Source organism: Delftia sp. 60 (assembly GCF_002754395.1).
GTDB classification, from domain to species: Bacteria; Pseudomonadota; Gammaproteobacteria; order Burkholderiales; family Burkholderiaceae_C; genus Comamonas; species Comamonas acidovorans.
On sequence record NZ_PEFD01000001.1, the window covers coordinates 3748776 to 3767126 of the forward strand.

Sequence of the window (18351 nt, forward strand, 5' to 3'; positions counted from 1 at the left end):
CCTCTGGCGCCTTGTCTCGTGGGCGCCGTCGCAAGTGTGCCATGCCTGTGGCCCCGCAGCGGGGCAACGCGATGGCCGGATGAGCCGGAACAGACCCCGGGCCGCACGGTATGCTTTGCGGTCTATGAAGCTCCACACCTACTTCCGCTCGTCGGCCTCCTACCGCGTGCGCATTGCGCTGCAGATCAAGGGCCTGGACTATGAATCCGTACCCGTGCACCTGCTGCGCGGCGACCACAGGGCGCCGGCCTATGCCCAGCATGTCGGCGATGCGCTGGTGCCGGCGCTGGAAACCGAGGACGGCCACTGGCTGACCCAGTCCATGGCCATCATCGAATATCTCGATGAGACCCATGCCGAAATACCGCTGCTGCCGCGCGACGCCCTGGGCCGTGCCCATGTGCGCGCGCTGGCCCAGATGGTGGCCTGCGAGATCCATCCGCTCAACAACCTGCGCGTGCTCAAGTACCTGGTGCGCAACCTGGGTGTCTCCGACGAGGCCAAGAGCGGCTGGTACGTGCATTGGGTGCGCTCCGGCCTGGAAGCCTTCGAACGCCAGCTGGACCTGCTGGCCGCCGAGCGCGAGGCCGCAGGCCTGGCGCCTTCGCTGTTTTGCTGGGGCGACACGCCCACGCTGGCCGACTGCTGCCTGGTGCCGCAGATCTTCAACGGCCGCCGCTTCAACGTGAGCCTGGACGGCCTGCCGCGCCTGGCGGCCATCGTCGATCGCTGCGAGGCGCTGCCGGCCTTCCAGAAGGCCCATCCCTCGGCCTGCCCCGACGCGGAATGAGCGCGGCCCGGCCTGACTCCATCCCCGGCAACCTCCCCGGCACCATCCCCGCATCCTGGCTGGTGCCCGAGTGGCCCGCGCCGCCCGGCGTGCACGCGCTGTGCACTTCGCGCGAAGGCGGCGTCAGCACGGCGCCCTGGGGCAGCCTGAACCTGGGCGACCATGTGGGCGATGACCCGCAGGCCGTGCGCACCAACCGCCAGCGGCTGCAGGAGATCGTGCGTGACCATACGCCGGGCGCCTGCGCGGTGTTCCTGCAGCAGGTGCATGGCGTGGATGTCGTGGCCCTGGATGCAGGCAGCGCGCAGGGCCAGGCCTTCGATGCCTGCGTGACCAGCGCCTCGGGCGTGGTCTGCACCATCATGGTGGCCGACTGCCTGCCCGTGCTGCTGGCCCATCGCAGCGGTACCGTGGTGGGCGCGGCCCATGCGGGCTGGCGCGGGCTGGCGGGCGGGGTGCTGGAGACGCTGTTCGAGCGCTTTGCTGGCCAGATCCAGACACCGCCCGGACAAGCGGCGCAGCAGACCCTGGCCTGGCTCGGACCCTGCATCGGTCCGCGCTCCTTCGAAGTGGGAGCCGAGGTGCGCGCGGCCTTCATCGCGCATGACGCGGCGGCCGGGGCGCATTTCACCGCCGTGCCGCAAGAGGGCGGGAGCGCACCCAAGTACCTGGCCAACCTGGCCGGGCTTGCGCGCCAGCGCCTGGCGGCGCTGGGCATCACCGCCATCTACGGCAATGACGGCGGCGACGCATGGTGCACGGTGCTCAACGGCTCACGGTTCTTTTCGCACCGGCGCGACGCTGCCCGCCTGGGCAGCAGCGGGCGGTTCGCCGCCTGCATCTGGAAGGACTGAGCGCGCCTGCGTGCCGGGGCCGCTCTGCGAGGCCTGCTGCTGCGCCAGCCAGGCCTCGCGCTCGGCCAATTCGCGTGCATGGCGTTTTCGCTTGCGCGCGGGCGTGCCCATGATGTAGATCACGATGGACAGCGGCAGCAGTCCATAGAGTGCGAACGTGATCACGGCGCCGAGTATGCTGCCCGTGGGGCTGGCGGCCTCGGCCACTGCCATCATCAGAGTGACATACAGCCAGGCGATAACAACGAGATACATGGTCGAACCAAAAAAACGAGCGAGGCACGGGTTTTCGTGGAGGTCTGTGCCGGGCAAGGCGGGGCTCGCCTGGGTCACAATCAAAACGGATGCCCCGCAAGCCCCAGGCTATTGCATGGCATCCACGAACAAGGATGCAGCATGAATTTTGACCCACTCGCTGGCCTGTCAGGCCAATCCGTCCAGCAATTCTGGAACGAGCAATGGAGCCGCACGCTGCAGACACTGCAGCAGCTGGGGCAACCAGGCCTTCCGGGAACCCAGGGCATGCCAGGCATGCCGGACATGGCCCAGGCCTGGAAAGCGGCGGTCCCCGAACCCGGCGCCCTGCCCGAGAACGCGCTGTCGCTGGACCCCGAAAAGCTGCTGGAGCTGCAGCGCCAGTACCTGGATGGTGCCAAGGCCATGGCCGAACAGGGCGGCGCCCAGGCGCTGCTGGCCAAGGACAAGCGCTTCAACACCGAGTCGTGGGCCGGCAATCCGCTGACGGCGGCCACGGCCGCGACCTATCTGCTCAACAGCCGCATGCTCATGGGCCTGGCCGATGCCGTGCAGGCCGATGACAAGACGCGCAACCGCGTGCGCTTCGCCATCGAGCAATGGCTGGCGGCCATGGCGCCCAGCAACTTCCTGGCACTCAATGCCGAGGCCCAGAAGAAAGCCATCGAAACCCAGGGCGAGAGCCTGGCCCAGGGCGTGGCCAACCTGCTGGCCGACATGCGCCAGGGCCATGTGTCCATGACCGACGAGAGCCTGTTCACCGTGGGCAAGAACGTCGCCACCACCGAAGGCGCCGTGGTGTTCGAGAACGAGCTGTTCCAGCTCATCGAATACAAGCCGCTGACGGACAAGGTACACGAGCGGCCCTTCCTCATGGTGCCGCCCTGCATCAACAAGTTCTACATCCTGGACCTGCAGCCCGACAACTCGCTGATCCGCTACGCCGTCAGCCAGGGACATCGCACCTTCGTGATGAGCTGGCGCAACCCCGACGAAAGCCTGGCGCGCAAGACCTGGGACAACTACATCGAGGACGGCGTGCTCACCGGCATCCGCGTGGCGCGCGAGATCGCAGGAGCCGAGCAGATCAATGTGCTGGGCTTTTGCGTGGGCGGCACCATGCTGTCCACCGCGCTGGCGGTGCTGCAGGCACGCCACGACCGCGAGCATGGCGCAGTTGCCGCTCCGGCGGCCAAGGCGCCTGCGGCCAAACGCGCAGCTGGCAGCCGCAGCGCCGCCCGCACATCCACAGCCCGCGCCACGGCGCCAGCCGGCGTGCCGTTTCCCGTGGCCAGCGTCACGCTGCTGACCACCTTCATCGACTTCAGCGACACCGGCATCCTCGATGTCTTCATCGACGAATCCGTGGTGCGCTTCCGTGAGATGCAGATGGGCGAGGGCGGTCTCATGAAGGGCCAGGACCTGGCGTCCACCTTCAGCTTTCTGCGGCCCAACGACCTGGTCTGGAACTACGTGGTGGGCAACTACCTCAAGGGCGAGACGCCCCCGCCGTTCGACCTGCTGTACTGGAACAGCGACTCCACCAACCTGCCCGGCCCGTACTACGCTTGGTATCTGCGCAACCTCTACCTGGAAAACAAGCTGGCCCAGCCCGGCGCGCTGACCGTCTGCGGCGAGCGCATCGACATGCACCAGCTGCGCCTGCCGGCCTATATCTACGGCTCGCGCGAGGACCACATCGTGCCCGTGGGCGGCTCCTATGCGTCCACCCAGGTGCTGGGCGGCGACAAGCGTTTTGTGATGGGCGCGTCGGGCCACATCGCGGGCGTGATCAATCCGCCAGCCAAGAAAAAGCGCAGCTACTGGCTGCGCGAGGACGGCCAGTTGCCGCCCACGCTCAAGGAGTGGCAGGCCGGCGCTGACGAGTACCCGGGCAGCTGGTGGGCCGACTGGAGCCCCTGGCTGGCCGAGCACGGCGGCAAGCTGGTCGCAGCGCCCAAGCAGTACGGCAAAGGCAGGGAATACACGGCCATCGAGCCGGCCCCGGGCCGCTACGTACTGGTCAAGGCCTGAGGCACAATCGTTTCGATGCTGCAGTGCAATAACGCTGCGGCTTGAATGCAGGGTGCCGTTGCCGCGACCGCGGCAATGTGCGCCCGGGCATCCCTTCAAGAGTCCAAAGAAAGGTCCGTCATCATGGAAGACATCGTCATCGTTTCCGCTGTCCGTACTGCCGTTGGCAAGTTTGGCGGCACCCTTGCAAAGATCCCCGCCACCGAACTGGGCTCCATCGTGATCCGCGAGGCACTGAACCGCGCCAAGGTCGGCACCGACCAGGTCGGTGAAGTCATCATGGGCCAGGTGCTGGCCGCTGGCGCAGGCCAGAACCCCGCACGCCAGGCCATGATGAAGGCCGGCGTTGCCAAGGAAACCCCGGCCCTCACCATCAACGCCGTCTGCGGCTCGGGCCTGAAGGCCGTGATGCTGGCAGCCCAGGCCGTTGCCACGGGCGACAGCGAGATCGTCGTGGCCGGCGGCCAGGAGAACATGAGCCTGTCGCCCCACGTGCTGCCGGGCTCGCGCGACGGCCAGCGCATGGGCGACTGGAAGATGGCCGACACCATGATCGTGGACGGCCTGTGGGACGTCTACAACCAGTACCACATGGGTATCACGGCCGAGAACGTGGCCAAGGAAAAGAGCGTCAGCCGCGAGCAGCAGGATGCCCTGGCCCTGGCCAGCCAGCAAAAGGCCACGGCCGCACAGGACGCAGGCAAGTTCGTGGACGAAATCGTTCCCGTCAGCATTCCCCAGCGCAAGGGCGATCCCGTGGTGTTCGCGGCCGATGAGTACATCAACCGCAAGACCAATGCCGACGCCCTGGCAGGCCTGCGCCCGGCCTTCGACAAGGCCGGCTCGGTGACGGCCGGCAACGCCTCGGGCCTGAACGATGGCGCGGCCGCCGTGGTGGTGATGAGCGCCTCCAAGGCCAAGGCCCTGGGCCTGACGCCGCTGGCGCGCATCGTCTCCTACGCCACCAGCGGCCTGGACCCCGCCACCATGGGCCTGGGCCCGGTGTTCGCCTCGCGCAAGGCGCTGGAGCGTGCAGGCTGGACCGCGCAGGACGTGGACCTGTTCGAGCTGAACGAAGCCTTCGCGGCCCAGGCCTGTGCGGTGAACCAGGAGCTGGGCATCGACCCGGCCAAGGTCAACGTCAACGGCGGCGCCATTGCCATCGGCCACCCCATCGGCGCATCGGGCGCCCGCATCCTGGTGACCCTGCTGCACGAGATGCAGCGCAGCGGCGCCAAGAAGGGCCTGGCCGGCCTGTGCATCGGCGGCGGCATGGGCGTGGCCATGGCGGTGGAGCGCGTCTGAAGGGCTCAGGGAAAACGTTAGCAAGCTTTCAGGGTAGATCCTAGGCCTGCCTAGGGCCTGCCCGAAGAGAGGCGCAGCGCACGCGCTGCATACTAGCCATACGGGGGTGCCGGACCCAGAGGTTCAGGCACCCTTGGTGATAACCGGAGTCAATGCCCCGGTTGTCGTGGATAGATTGATCTGAAGCAACCATTGATTGACAGGAGAGAAGAATGGCTCAAAAAGTAGCGTATGTCACAGGGGGAATGGGAGGCATCGGAACGGCTATCTGCCAGCGTCTGCACAAGGAAGGCTTCAAGGTCATCGCAGGTTGCGGTCCGTCGCGCGACTTCCAGAAGTGGCTGGACGAGCAAAAGGCGCTGGGATACAACTTCCATGCATCGGTCGGCAATGTGGGCGACTGGGCTTCCACCGTCGAGGCCTTCAGCAAGACCAAGGCCGAGCACGGCAGCATCGATGTGCTGGTCAACAATGCCGGCATCACGCGTGACCGCATGTTCATCAAGATGACGCCGGAAGACTGGCAGGCCGTCATCGAGACCAACCTCAACTCCATGTTCAACGTGACCAAGCAGGTCGTGGGCGACATGGTGGAAAAGGGCTGGGGCCGCATCATCAACATCAGCTCGGTCAATGGCGCCAAGGGCCAGGCCGGGCAGACCAATTACTCGGCCGCCAAGGCGGGCATGCACGGCTTCACCATGGCGCTGGCGCAGGAGATGGCCACTAAGGGCGTGACCGTGAACACCGTGAGCCCCGGCTACATCGGCACCGACATGGTCAAGGCCATCCGTCCCGACGTGCTGGAGAAGATCGTGGGCACCATCCCCGTCAAGCGCCTGGGCGAGCCCAGCGAGATCGCATCGATCATCGCCTGGCTGGCTTCGGAGGAAGGCGGCTACTCCACCGGCGCCGATTTTTCGGTCAACGGTGGCCTGCACATGCATTGAACCTGCAAGGGTTCGCGCTGCAAAGGAGCCTCCGGGCTCCTTTTTTGTTGGGCAGCCCCGCTGCAAATGTCCCAGAAATGACAAAACCCGCTGAAGCGGGTTCTGTGGAAGAGGGGGTCTGCACGGAAGGCCGTCAGACCGGTGGTGTCAGAGACTGGGGCACCGTGTGCGCCAGCCAGCGCCTCAGCGCTTGCGATCGCGTTCGTCTTCGGGCCAGATGGACATGATGGCAGTCGTTTGCATGGAAACTTTCTCCTGTATTGCTCTCTTAACGCGGGCCAGATTCAGCTGGTTGACAGGTTTTTAAAAAATTTTCGAAGGAAGTCGAAACTTTTTTGTGACCCGGTTTTCAGGCGTTGCGGGGGCCGCGCTTGCGGTCACGGTCATCCCATGGCCAGACAGCTTGGGCCAGCGCAGCGGCTGCAAAGCGGGTCTGCAGGGCGGTGTGGGAAAAGATGTCGGTCATGTGCAATCACTCCTTTGTTGCGTGCTCAACGCGGGCAAGTGGCTGCAGGTTGACTCAGGGATTGCCCCAGGACGCAAGCAATTGCAAGCCCGGAGGTGGTGATCTGTCAGTTTGAAGACAGATTTCTGGCGCGGTGAGAAAAAATCCGTTTCCTGACAGAGGCTTACGGGTGTAGTGGGCCGATGCCGATGCTGTTACGCCTCGTTGCCCGCAATGCGTGGGCACAGGTCAACCCGGGGCGAAAACGTCCATCAGGCAAAAATCAGGGTCACGGCAGGCGCGTCGTCCACGATGTAGCCGCGGTACATGCCGGCGCTGTTGAAGGGGCAGTGCACGCGTCCCTGGCTGTCCACGGCCACCACGCCGCCCTGGCCACCGATGTGTGTCAGCGTGCCCCGCACTGCGGCGTCGGCTGCGAGTTCCAGGCTTTGCCCCAGGTAGCGCATGCGCGCATGGATGTCGTGCGCGATGGCTGCGCGAAGGAAATGCTCGCCGGTTCCGGTGGCCGCCACGGCGCAGGTGGTGCTGTCGGCGTAGAAACCTGCGCCCACCACGGGCGTGTCGCCCACGCGCCCGGGGCGCTTGTTGGTCAGCCCGCCGGTGGATGCCGCGGCGGCCAGGTTGCCATGCACATCGCGCGCCACGGCGCCGACCGTGCCCATCTTGCCGTTCTCGTTCAGCGGAGCCGGGTGCGCCACCAGTCCGCTGGCGTCGTGGTCCAGCAGCGCGGTCTGGCCGGATTGCGCCTGCACCCGGCGCAGCTGTGCCAGGCGCTCGGCAGAGTCGAAGTAGCCTGCATCCATCCGCGCCAGCCCGCGTTCATCGGCAAACCGTTGCGCCCCTTCGCCGACCAGGAGCACGCACTGGCCGTCGTCAAGAACATGCCGCGCCAGCGCAATCGGATTGCGCACCTGGCTGACGGAGGCGACTGCGCCGGCCCGCAGGTTGCTGCCGTCCATCAGGCCGGCGTCCATCTCGTGGCGCGCGTCGCGCGTGTACACGGAGCCGCGCCCGGCATTGAACAGCGGGCAGTCTTCCAGGGACTGGCACGCGGCCTGAACGGCGTCCAGCGCGCTGGCGCCGCGCCGCAGCAGGGCGGCGCCCGCCTCCAGCGCCTGGGCCAGGGCGGCGTGGTAGGGGGCCTCGTCGGCCTGGCCCTGGATGACGGTGCCTGCGCCGCCGTGCACGGCAATGGAAAATTTTCGGGAGTTCTGGGACATGTTCATTGGAGTGCGTAGCGCGATTCCAGGAAGCGGCCATAGCGGGCGATGCCCAGGCCGATGAGCAGGTAGACGGCACAGACCACCATGTACATCTCCACGAAGTACGCAATCCAGTGGGGGTCGCTCATGGCCATCTTCAGGGAGCCGGTGATGTCGTAGATATTCACGATCGCCACCAGGGAGGTGTCCTTCACCGCGCCGATGAAGTTGCTCACCGTGGGCGCGATGGTCACGCGCAGTGCCTGCGGCAGGACCACGTGGCGCAACACCTGCACCCTGGTGAAGCCCATGGCCTGGGCCGCCATGACCTGGCCCTGGGGCACGGCCTGCAGCCCGCCGCGAAACACCTCGGCCAGATAGGCGGCGCTGAAGGCCGCCAGGCAGATGGCGATGCGGACCATGGGGTCCACCCGCCATTGCGCGGGCACCAGAATGGGCAGCACGAAGGCCCCGAAGAACAGCAGTGTGATAAGGGGCACACCGCGCACCGCTTCGATGAACAACGTGCAGAGCACGCGCAGCAAAGGCAGGCTGGAGCGCCGGCCCAGCGCCAGCAGAATGCCCAGCGGAACGCCGGCCAGGCAGGCGATCACGGCAAGGAACAGGGTCAGCGGCAGGCCACCCCACAGATCGCTGGGCACGGGTGCCAGGCCGGCCACACCGCCCGCCATCAGCACGCCAAAGCCGGTCAACCCGGCCAGCAGCATTGCCATGCCGGCGCGGCCGAAGAAGCGCGGCAGTGCCGCCACCCCCACGCTGCCCAGCAGCAGCAGGCTGGCGGCGACGGGGCGCCACTGTTCGGCCATGGGGTAGCGCCCCAGGAACACCAGACGGTACTTGTCGCGCACCACGCCCCAGCAGGCGCCGGCCGCAGCGCGGCATGTGTCGGGGTTGGCAGCGGTTTCGGCGTGGAGCAGGCCCCAGGCCAGCAGCTTCCAGCCCGCCCACAGCGCGGCCAGCAGCAGCGTGGCGGTGATGAGCCCGGAGAGCGCATCCGGAAACAGGCTGGCGCGCAGGCGCTGTGCCAGCGGAACCCGGGGCGGGGCCACCGGCAGGGCCGGTGCGCGGAGTACGGCACTCATGGGCAGGTCTTTCCCGGCTAGCGTGTGGTGAAGGCACTGCGCTGGTTGAAGGCATTCAAAGCCAGCGAGGTCAGCAGGTTGATGGCCAGGTAGACCACCGCGATGATGGTCACGCACTCGATGGCCTGGCCGGTCTGGCTCATGGCGGTGTTGGCGACCATCACCACGTCGGGGTAGCCGATGGCCACGGCCAGCGAGGAGTTCTTGATGGTGCTGAGCGCCAGGTTGGTATAGGGGGGAATGATCACCCGCAGGGCCTGCGGCAGCACGATCAGGCGCAACTGCTGGCCGCGGCGCATGCCCAGGGCCGAGGCGGCATTCCATTGCCCGCGAGGCACGGCCTGCAGACCGGCGCGCACGATTTCAGCGCAATAGGCGGCGGCATACAGGCCCAGGGCTCCCACCAGGGCCAGGAATTCCGGCGTCAGTGCCAGTCCTCCGTCGATGCCGAATATGCCCGGCTGCGGCGAGCTCCAGTGCCAGCCCGCCGCGCTGTCGTAGACCGGGCCGGGCAGGGCCAGCCCCGCCTTGCTCAGAAAGCCCAGGGGGCCGATGGCCAGAGGGCGGTCCACGTCGGGCAGCAGCGAAGTCAGCGCGAAATACCACAGCAGCACCTGCACCAGCAACGGGATGTTGCGCGCCACATCGACATAAAGGCGCACGGCGCCGCGCAGCAGCGGATGCCTTGCCACGGCGGCCACGCCCAGCAGCAGGCCCAGCACGGTGGCCAGCACGAGCGCGGGCACGGCGGCGCGCACCGTGTTGGCCACGCCGGCTGCGACCGCACGCAGGTAGCTGTCGCCGGGCTCGTAGGGCAGCAGCCCTTCGGAGATGGAAAAGCCGGCCGTCTGCTCCAGAAAGCCGAAGCCCCCGGCAATGCCGCGCGCGGCCATGTTGCGGCTGGCGTTGTGCGCCAGCCAGCCCAGCAGCAATATCAGCAGCCAGCCGATGGCGAGCTGCAAGGTCAGCCGGCCCCAGCGTGGCCGGGTGGGGGCCGGCGGCTGCCGTGCCCCGGCGTCGATGGCATTCACGGCTTTCGCAGCATTCACGGCGTTCGCGGCGTTCATGGCAGGGTGCCTTCGGCGCGTCAGTTCATCGGCGGCGACATCATCAGGCCGCCCTTGGTGAACAGCGCGTTCTTGCCGCGCGGCACGTTCAATCCGGACCTGGCGCCCAGGTTGCGCTCATAGCTCTCGCCATAGTTGCCCACGGCCTTGACGATGCGCAGCGCCCATTCCTTGTCCAGCCCCAGCTGCTTGCCCAGGTCGTCGCTCTGGCCCAGGAAACGCTTGACCTGGATGCTGTCGGAGCGGGTCTTGAGCTCGTCGGCATTGGCCTGGGTGATGCCCAGTTCCTCGGCCTCGATCATGGCGTTGAGTGTCCAGCGCACGACGGCGAACCATTCGTCGTCACCGCGGCGCACGGCCGGGCCCGCCGGCTCCTTGGAGATGACTTCGGGCAGGATCACGTAGTCGTCGGGGTTGGCCAGCTCCTTGCCGCGCAGCACGGCCAGGGCGCCGAGGTCGCCTGTATAGGCCTGGCAGCGTCCGCTGCTGAAGGCCTGCAGGGCGGCTTCGGGGTTGTCGAACACCACCGCCTTGTAGTTGAGCTTGTGGGCGCGAAAGTACTCCGACAGGGTCTTTTCCGTGGTGGATCCGCTGATCACGCAGATGGTGGCGCCAGAGAGCTGCTTGACGCTGTTCAGGCCGGGCTTCTTCCTGGCCATGAAGCCCTGGCCGTCGTGGAAATTGATGCCCGCCCACATCAGGCCCAGGCCGTTGTCGCGCGTGAAGGTCCAGGTGGTGTTGCGTGCCAGCAGATCGATCTCGCCGGACTGCAGCGCCGTGATGCGTGTCTGGCCGCTGGTGGGAATGAACTTGACCTTGCTGGCGTCGCCCAGGGTGGCTGCAGCCACGGCACGGCACAGATCCACGTCCAGCCCGGACCAGTTGCCGCTGCCGTCGGCGAGCGCAAAGCCTGCGCGCCCCGTGTGCACGCCGCAGGCCACGGCGCCGCGCTGCTTGATGCCGTCCAGTGTCTTGCCGGCGTGGGCGGGCGCGGCAGCGAGTGTGAGGAGGGCGGCGATCGATGCAAGCGCAAGGCGCAGACGGGCAGGGGTGTTCATGGTGAATCCTTTCCAGCGGGATGAGGGGCCTGGGGTTGCGGCTTGCCTGCCGCCGGCGAAGCGGTATCGGCGTCCGGAGTCAGGTAGGGAAGCACCGACTCGGACAGTTCGACCAGGCTGCGCACGGCCTGGGGCGTGGCGCGGATGACCTGGGTGGCCAGTGCCTCGACCATGGCCATGGCCGCCATTGGCGATGAAGGCAGCAGGGGATGCGAGGCGGGCGCCAGCAGCGTGTAGTCGGCCTCGCGGGCCAGCGGACTCGTGGCCTCGTCGGTGATGGCGATGGTCAGGGCGCCCCGCTGGCGTGCGTGCCCCGTCAGCGCGACGGCTTCGCGCGAGTAGCGCGGCAGGGAAATGGCGATCAGCACGTCCTGCTCCGTCAGCCCTGTCATGCGGCGTACCGCCTGTTCCGATCCGCCTGCGGAGGTCACTTCCACCACCTGCTGCAGATAGGGTTGCAGCACGTCGGCGCCAAAGGCCGCCACATGGTGGGAGCTGCCGAACCCCATGAAGAGCACACGGCGTGCGCGGCAGATGCGCTGGGCCAGTTGGTCGAGCAGGCCGGGGTCGCAGGCCTGCGCAGCCGCCTGCAGGTTGCGCTGCGTGTGCCCGAAAGCCTGCTCGCCCATGGTGCCCACGGCGCCTGCCGTGGCGGCTTCGGGCCCATGCGCCGCGCGCAGCTTGTTCACGGGCTCCAGGGCCTGCTGCAGCTGGCGGCCCAGGTGCAGGCGCAAATCGGCAAAGCCTTCGTAGCCGGCATGCTTGGCGAAGCGATTGACGGCGGCCAGGGAGCCGCCGCAGGCATTGGCCACTTCCTCGGCGCTCAACGTGACGGCCAGCACCGGATGCGCGGCCATCCAGCGGCCGACCCGGGCGACGGCGGGCGAGCCATCGACGCTGGCGCGCAGCAGTTCCTGTACGGCGGGGTGGGGGTGGAGTTCCATGAATGAATGAAAGTGAATGGTCTCTTTCATTCATTATTTTTTAAGAATGAAATCTTTCATTCAGGAGAAACCCTGAATCAAACGATCCATGCGTTCCGCTGGCTGCGGGGAAGTGCGGGGGCGTGAGGGGAGTGGGGGAGGGCGAGGCCTCAGGGGCGCACTTGGGCGGAGCCGAAGTGGCGCGCCGTCTTCACGCGGGACGACGCTTGTGGCAGGCGGTCCCATGGGACCGCCTGATTTTCGAGAACGACTGGAATCAGTCGGAAATCGCGGCCGACAGCTGCTCGATCTGCTCGCTCAGTTCCAGCCAGCGCTCTTCCAGGCTGTCGATCTCGTCGTTGCAGGCCTTGAGGCTGCGGCCCGTCTCGGCCATGTCGGCGGGCGAGATGGGCTGGCTCAGCAGGCCCTCGAGCCGCGTGCGCTCGGCCTGCAGCTGGGGCAGGCGCTTGTCCAGCTGTTCCAGTTCCTTCTTGAACGGCCGGGTCTTTTCGGCCATCTGCTGGCGGGCCAGGGCCGCCAGGCGCCGTTGCTCGCGCTGGTCTCCGGCACTGGCGGCCGGAGGCGTGGACGGGGCAGCGGGGGCCGGGGCCAGCGCAGCAGCCACGGGGGCCTGCACTGCAGGTGCTGCATGTGCTGCGGGCTCCACCTGCGCTGCCGCCTTGCTGGTGGCAGCAGCTGCCTGTTCGGCCTTGCGGGCCTCTTCGCGCAGGCGGCGGGATTCTTCCAGCAGGTAGCGCTGGTAGTCGTCCAGGTCGCCGTCGAAGGGGCCGACCACGCCACGGCCGACCAGCCAGAAGTCCTCGCAGACCGAGCGCAGCAGCGCGCGGTCGTGGCTGACCAGCATGACGGTGCCGTCGAAGTCGTTGATGGCCATGGCCAGGGCCTCGCGCGTGGCCAGGTCCAGGTGGTTGGTGGGCTCGTCCAGCAGCAGCAGGTTGGGGCGCTGCCAGACGATCATGGCCAGCACCAGGCGGGCCTTTTCGCCGCCGCTCATGCTGCCCACGGCCTGCTTGACCATGTCGCCGCTGAAGTTGAACGTACCCAGGTAGCTGCGCAGGTCCTGTTCGCGGGCCTGCGGGCCGGTGGCGCCGGTGTCCCGTGCCAGGCGGATCATGTGCTCCATCGGGTTCTCGCCGGGGCGCAGCACGTCCAGTTCCTGCTGGGCGAAGTAGCCGATGTTCAGGCCCTTGCCTTCGGTCACGGTGCCGGCCAGGGCCTTCATCTCGCGCGCAATGGTCTTGACCAGGGTGGACTTGCCCTGACCGTTGGCGCCCAGGATGCCGATGCGCTGGCCCGCCAGCACCGAGCGGTTGACGCCGCGCAGGATGGTGGTCGCCTGGCCTTCGTCGTCCAGGTAGCCGAATGCGGCGTCCGTGATCGCCAGCATGGGGTTGGGCAGGTTGGCCGGCGGCTTGAACTCGAAGGTGAAATCGGCGCTGGCCAGCATGGGTGCGACCTTTTCCATGCGCTCGATCTGCTTGACGCGGCTTTGCGCCTGCTTGGCCTTGGAGGCCTTGGCCTTGAAGCGGTCGATGAACTTCTGCAGGTGGGCGATCTTGTCCTGCTGGCGCTCGAACGAGGCCTGTTGCAGCAGGATCTGCTGGGCGCGCAGTTCCTCGAACTTGCTGTAGTTGCCGCCATAGCGCGTGACCTGCGCGTTTTCTATGTGCAGCGTGGTGTTGGTGATGGCGTCCAGGAATTCGCGGTCATGGCTGATCACGACCAGGGTGCCGGGGTAGCGCTTGAGCCAGGCTTCCAGCCAGACCAGGGCGTCCAGGTCCAAGTGGTTGGTGGGCTCGTCCAGCAGCAGCAGGTCGGAGGGGCACATCAGCGCGCGCGCCAGCTGCAGGCGCATGCGCCAGCCGCCGGAGAAGCTGTTGACGGGGTGCTCCAGCTCGGAGACCTTGAAGCCCAGGCCCAGGATAAGGGCCTGGGCGCGCGGCACGGCGTCGTGCGCGCCGGCATCGGCCAGGTCCACGTGGGCGTGGGCGATGGCCATGCCGTCCTCGCTGGCCTCGGCGGCCGCGAGCTGGGCGTTGAGCTCGCTCAGGCGGGTGTCGCCGTCCAGCACGAACTGGGTGGCCGTCTCCGAGGTCTCGGGCATGTTCTGCGCGACCTGGCCCAGGCGCCATTGCGAAGGGATGGAGAACTCTCCACCGTCCTCGGCCAGGCTGCCGTTGAGCAGGGCGAACAGGCTGGACTTGCCGGCGCCATTGCGTCCGACAAGGCCGACTTTTTCACCGGGGTTGATGGAGACGGAGGTGCTGTCCAGCAGCACGCGGGTGCCGCGGCGCAGGGTAATGTTGCGAAGGCTGATCATGAATGGGCAGGATTATCCCAGCGATTGCGCCAGGGCAGGATTGCCGCCCGCCATGCCCGTGCCCGGCCACGGTGCAAAGCCCTGGTACCAAGCCCTAGATCGGCTGTATGCCCACGCGCTGCATCATGGACTGGGTGAACTGGATCTCGCGCTCGAAGCCCTTGGCATAGGCGTCGGCGCTGGTGATGGCGACCTTGCCGCCTTCCTGCTCCAGCAAGGCGATGACCCTGGGCTGCCTGAGCACTTCCTCCAGCGCCGTGCGCAGCCGCTGGACGATGGGCTCGGGCGTGGCGGCCGGCACGGACACGCCGCCCCAGGACGTGAGGTTGACATTGGGCACGCCCAGCTCGGCCAGGGTCTGCACCTGGGGCAGCTTGGCGTTGCGCTGCGGGCCGGCAATGGCCAGCGGCACCAGCTTGCCGGCCAGCACCTGGGGATAGGCCACGGAAAACAGCGGGGCGCCGAAGGCCACCTGCTGGCCCAGCACGGCATTGACCAGCTCGGACGCGCCCTTGTAGGGCACATGGTTGACCTGCAGGCCCATGCTGGAGGCCAGCATCTCCACGCCCAGGTGCGATGGCGTGCCCACGCCGCCCGAGGCATAGTCCAGCGCCCCCGGCCTGGCCTTGGCACGCGCGGCCAAGTCGTCCAGCGTGCGCATGCCAGAGTCGGCATGCACGACGACCAGGATGTCCGAGCGCGACATGCCCAGCACATGGCGGAAGTCCTTGAACACGTCGTAGCCCGGGCTTTTGTACATGCGCATGGCGGCGGCCATGGGCGAGCCCGAATACAGCAGGGTGTAGCCGTCCGCCGGCGCCTTGGCCACCTGGCGTGCGCCGATGTTGCCGCCTGCGCCGGCGCGGTTGTCTATCACCACGGGCTGGCCCAACTGGGCCGACAGCGCCTCGGCCACGATGCGCGCGGCCGTGTCGGGGCTGGTGCCGGCCAGGTAGGGCACCACCCATTTGATGGGGCGCGTGGGCCAGGCGCTGTCGTGTGTGGTGGCTGTGGCGGCTGTGGTGGCCCAGGGCAGGCCTGCGGCAAGCGATGCGGCGCCCGCAGCGCGCAGGAATCGGCGTCGGTCCGGCCTTTGGGATGGATTGTCTTGCATGGCGTTGTCTCCTTGTCTTTTCGCTTTCATGCCGGCCAGCCTCAGGCGCCGGCCCGCTCCAGCAGTTCCTTGGCGATGGTGTTGCGCTGTATCTCGCTGGTGCCCGTGAGCACGCGGTACATGCGCAGCATGCGGAACAGGAATTCCACGCGCCGGCCCTGGACGATGCCTTCGCCGCCATGGATCTGCACGGCGCGGTCGGCAATGCGGAACGCCGTCTCCGAGCAGAACAGCTTGCTCATCGAGGCCTGGGCGCGCGCATCGATGCCGGCGTCGATGGCGCGGGCCGTCTGCACCATCAGTGCGCGCGCCGCCATCCATTCGGTGGCCATGTCGGCCAGCATGTGCTGTATGGATTGGAACTGGGCAATGCTGCGGCCGAATTGCTGGCGCCCCAGCGCATAGTCGCGCGCATCGCGCAGCGCCACCTGGGCCAGGCCCAGCATGGCCGGGCAGTGCAGCAGGCGGTTGACGGTGATGCGGCCCAGCGCCAGGGCCAGGCCCCGGCCCGGCTCGCCGATCAACTGGGCAGCGGGCACGCGGCAGCCGTCGAGCACGATGTCGCCCGTGCTCGATTGACCGGCCATGGTCTTGTAGCCGCTGACCACCTGCACGCCCGGGGCATGCAGGTCTACGAAGAAGGCGCTGATCTCGCGCTGCGGGCTGCCCTCGGGCGCGGTCGAGGCCATGAGCACGGCGAAGTCGGCAAACGGCGAGCCCGAAATGAAGCGCTTGCGGCCGTGCAGCACGTAGTGGTCGCCCTCCAGCACGGCGCGCGTCTCCAGCGCGCCCGCGTCCGAGCCGGCCGCGGCCTCGGTCAGCGCAAAGCAGATGGATTTCTCGGCGCGCGCCACGGGCAGGATGAACTGCTCCATCTGCAGCGGCGTGGCCTTGCGGATCAGCGCGCCTATGCGCGGCGGGCCGCTGAGTTCGCCCAGCACATGGGGCGCGAAGGGCGAGCCCGTGGCGTAGATGGCCTCCTTGACCAGCACCTGGTCGAGCACGGACAGGCCGGCGCCGCCCATGGCCTCGGGCAGGGTCATGCCGTAGAAGCCGCGCACATGCGACAGCTTCCAGACCTGGCGCAGCAGTTCGGTGGAGGCGCTGTTTTCATGGTCCACGCCATGCGCGCGGGCGAGGTCGGCCAGTTCGCCGTGGATGAAGGCGTTGAGCGCGTCGATCAGGCCGGCTGCGCGCTCCGAGCCTTCAAAAGGCATTTCCAGCAGGGCAGCGTTGGCGGCGGGGAGTGTGTCTTTGGCGTTCATCTCAGTTCACCTTGCGGGCGTGGTTGGCCCAGTAGGGCGCCTGCACGGCGCGGCGCATGACCTTGCCGTTGGGGTTCTTGGGCAGCTGCTGCACAAATTCGATGTGGCGCGGGCGCTTGAAGCCGCCCAGGCGCTCCGCGCAGAAGCTGTCCAGCGCGGCGCTGTCGCCGGCCAGGCCGGGCTTGAGCACGATGTGGGCGGCCACGGCCTCGCCCCATTTGTCGTCGGGGATGGCGAACACGCAGGCATCGGCCACCGAGGCATGTTCGTAGAGCACCGACTCCACCTCGGACGGATAGACGTTGAAGCCTCCGCTGATGACCATGTCCTTCTTGCGGTCCACGATGTAGACAAAGCCCTGCTCGTCCATGCGGGCCAGATCGCCCGTGTGGTAGCGGCCGTTCTTGAGCACCTCGGCCGTCAGCTCCGGCGCGCGCCAGTAGCCCGCAAAGACATCGGCGCCGCTGACCACGATTTCGCCGATCTCGCCCTCGGGCACCGGGCGGCCCTCGTCGTCCAGCACTTCGACCAGGGATTCCAGGAAGGGCCGGCCGCAGGAAGCCAGCCGCTCTGGGCGCGATGCGCGCGCCTGCAGGTGGTCCTGCACCGTCAGGCCGCAGACACCGGAGGTGGTCTCGCCCGCGCCATAGCCCTGGGACAGGATGGGGCCGAACACGTCCATGGCCTGCAGGATGCGTGCGGGCGCCATGGGCGCTGCGCCGTAACCCAGGCGCAGCAGGTCGGGCAGGGGGCGGTAGCGGCCGCCGATCTCGGCCAGCAGCATGTTGATCATGGTGGGCACCATGAAGGTATGGGTCACGCGCCGCGCCTGCATCTCGGCCATGAAGGCGCCCGGCTCGAAGCCTGAGAACAAGTGGATGGTGGCGCCCGTGCACAGCGCCGGCACCATCTGCATGCCCGAGGCGTGCGTGACCGGACCGACCAGTCCCAGCACGTGGCCGGCCTGCATGCCCTCGCCGCGCATCAGGAATTTGCGCAGCTGGGCCAGGCGGTTGCCGAAGGTCTGCATGGCGGCCTTGAGCACGCCCGAGGAGCCCGAGGTGTAGTGCAGCACGGCCACCTCGTGCTCGTGCACGGCCACGGGCTGGAAGCGGTCGCTGGCGCGGGCGAGCAGGGCCTCGTAGCTTTCGCCGGCGGGGCCGTCCAGCAGCAGCAGGCGCACGTCGGCGGACTGCAGGTGCGGCTTGAAGGCCTCGGCGCGCGCTGCGGTGGTCACGATGACGGCGGCATCGCTGTTGGCCGCGATATCGCCCACTTCGCGCGGCGAAAGGCGTGCGTTGAAGGGCGCCTTGATGAGCCCTGCCTTGTAGCAGGCGATCTCGATCTCCACGATTTCCACGCAGTTGGGCAGGTAGATGCCCACGCGGTCGCCACGGGACAGGCCCTGGGCAAGCAGGGCGTTCGCCAGGCGGTTGGAGCGCTGCTCCAGCTCGGCATAGCTGATGCTGCGCGCGGCGCTGGTCACGGCCGGCTGCGCGCCGTGGGCCCTGCAACTGCGCGCGACCAGTTCGCCGACATTGGGAATGGGAAGGGAGTGGGAATGGGGGTGGCCTGCGGTGGGCCGGGATGTTTCGTGCATGGCATTCCTTGGCTGAAGCCGCGC

The 18351-nt window shown here is 67.6% G+C and carries 15 protein-coding genes; 5 read left to right on the plus strand and 10 right to left on the minus strand.

Translation table 11 applies throughout. The features are described 5' to 3' along the window. Positions 1-124 precede the first annotated feature (124 nt). Complete coding sequence (gene maiA, locus CLV01_RS17030; RefSeq protein WP_013802559.1) at positions 125-790, plus strand: maleylacetoacetate isomerase; 666 nt, start codon at positions 125-127, stop codon at positions 788-790. Next, the gene (gene pgeF, locus CLV01_RS17035; RefSeq protein WP_099733716.1) at positions 787-1644 is read left to right on the plus strand and encodes a peptidoglycan editing factor PgeF; all 858 of its coding nucleotides are present in this window, start codon (positions 787-789) and stop codon (positions 1642-1644) included. The genes maiA and pgeF overlap by 4 nt, the downstream gene beginning before the upstream one ends. Here pgeF and CLV01_RS17040 read toward each other — a convergent pair. Continuing rightward, complete coding sequence (locus CLV01_RS17040) at positions 1564-1899, minus strand: hypothetical protein (protein WP_013802557.1); 336 nt, start codon at positions 1897-1899, stop codon at positions 1564-1566. The genes pgeF and CLV01_RS17040 overlap by 81 nt on opposite strands. Before the next feature lie 141 nt (positions 1900-2040). On the opposite strand from CLV01_RS17040, the gene CLV01_RS17045 reads away from it, so the two are divergent. The 3 genes from CLV01_RS17045 to phbB all read left to right on the plus strand — a co-directional run bounded on the left by CLV01_RS17045 (position 2041) and on the right by phbB (position 6188). Beyond that, entirely contained in the window at positions 2041-3933 is a 1893-nt protein-coding gene (locus CLV01_RS17045) for a PHA/PHB synthase family protein (RefSeq protein WP_034393177.1), read from the plus strand. 123 nt (positions 3934-4056) lie between these two features. Beyond that, entirely contained in the window at positions 4057-5238 is a 1182-nt protein-coding gene (locus CLV01_RS17050; RefSeq protein WP_013802555.1) for an acetyl-CoA C-acetyltransferase, read from the plus strand. 212 nt (positions 5239-5450) lie between these two features. Next, a complete protein-coding gene (gene phbB / locus CLV01_RS17055) occupies positions 5451-6188 on the plus strand; it encodes an acetoacetyl-CoA reductase (protein ID WP_012205436.1) in 738 nt (245 codons plus the stop codon). 717 nt (positions 6189-6905) lie between these two features. On the opposite strand, the gene CLV01_RS17060 is transcribed toward phbB, so the two are convergent. From CLV01_RS17060 to CLV01_RS17100, 9 genes are all read right to left on the minus strand, one after another. Then, positions 6906-7880 carry an isoaspartyl peptidase/L-asparaginase family protein gene (locus CLV01_RS17060; RefSeq protein WP_099733715.1) on the minus strand — a complete coding sequence of 325 codons (975 nt, stop codon included), beginning with the start codon at positions 7878-7880 and terminating at the stop codon, positions 6906-6908. Then, a complete protein-coding gene (locus CLV01_RS17065; RefSeq protein WP_099733714.1) occupies positions 7877-8959 on the minus strand; it encodes an amino acid ABC transporter permease in 1083 nt (360 codons plus the stop codon). Before CLV01_RS17065 ends, CLV01_RS17060 begins: the two co-directional genes overlap by 4 nt. Positions 8960-8976: 17 nt before the next feature. Next, a complete protein-coding gene (locus CLV01_RS17070; RefSeq protein ID WP_099733713.1) occupies positions 8977-10026 on the minus strand; it encodes an ABC transporter permease subunit in 1050 nt (349 codons plus the stop codon). Positions 10027-10046: 20 nt separating this feature from the next. Further along, entirely contained in the window at positions 10047-11084 is a 1038-nt protein-coding gene (locus CLV01_RS17075; RefSeq protein WP_099733712.1) for an amino acid ABC transporter substrate-binding protein, read from the minus strand. Further along, positions 11081-12028 carry a MurR/RpiR family transcriptional regulator gene (locus CLV01_RS17080; RefSeq protein WP_257221348.1) on the minus strand — a complete coding sequence of 316 codons (948 nt, stop codon included), beginning with the start codon at positions 12026-12028 and terminating at the stop codon, positions 11081-11083. The genes CLV01_RS17075 and CLV01_RS17080 overlap by 4 nt, the downstream gene beginning before the upstream one ends. Before the next feature lie 256 nt (positions 12029-12284). Next, entirely contained in the window at positions 12285-14348 is a 2064-nt protein-coding gene (locus CLV01_RS17085) for an ABC-F family ATP-binding cassette domain-containing protein (RefSeq protein WP_063326238.1), read from the minus strand. 94 nt (positions 14349-14442) lie between these two features. Further along, complete coding sequence (locus CLV01_RS17090) at positions 14443-15462, minus strand: tripartite tricarboxylate transporter substrate binding protein (RefSeq protein WP_012205443.1); 1020 nt, start codon at positions 15460-15462, stop codon at positions 14443-14445. 41 nt (positions 15463-15503) lie between these two features. Beyond that, complete coding sequence (locus tag CLV01_RS17095) at positions 15504-16727, minus strand: acyl-CoA dehydrogenase family protein (protein ID WP_099733710.1); 1224 nt, start codon at positions 16725-16727, stop codon at positions 15504-15506. Between the two features lies 1 nt (position 16728). Beyond that, on the minus strand, positions 16729-18327 hold the full coding sequence (locus CLV01_RS17100) for an AMP-binding protein (RefSeq protein WP_099733709.1): 1599 nt from the start codon (positions 18325-18327) through the stop codon (positions 16729-16731). Positions 18328-18351: the final 24 nt, after the last annotated feature.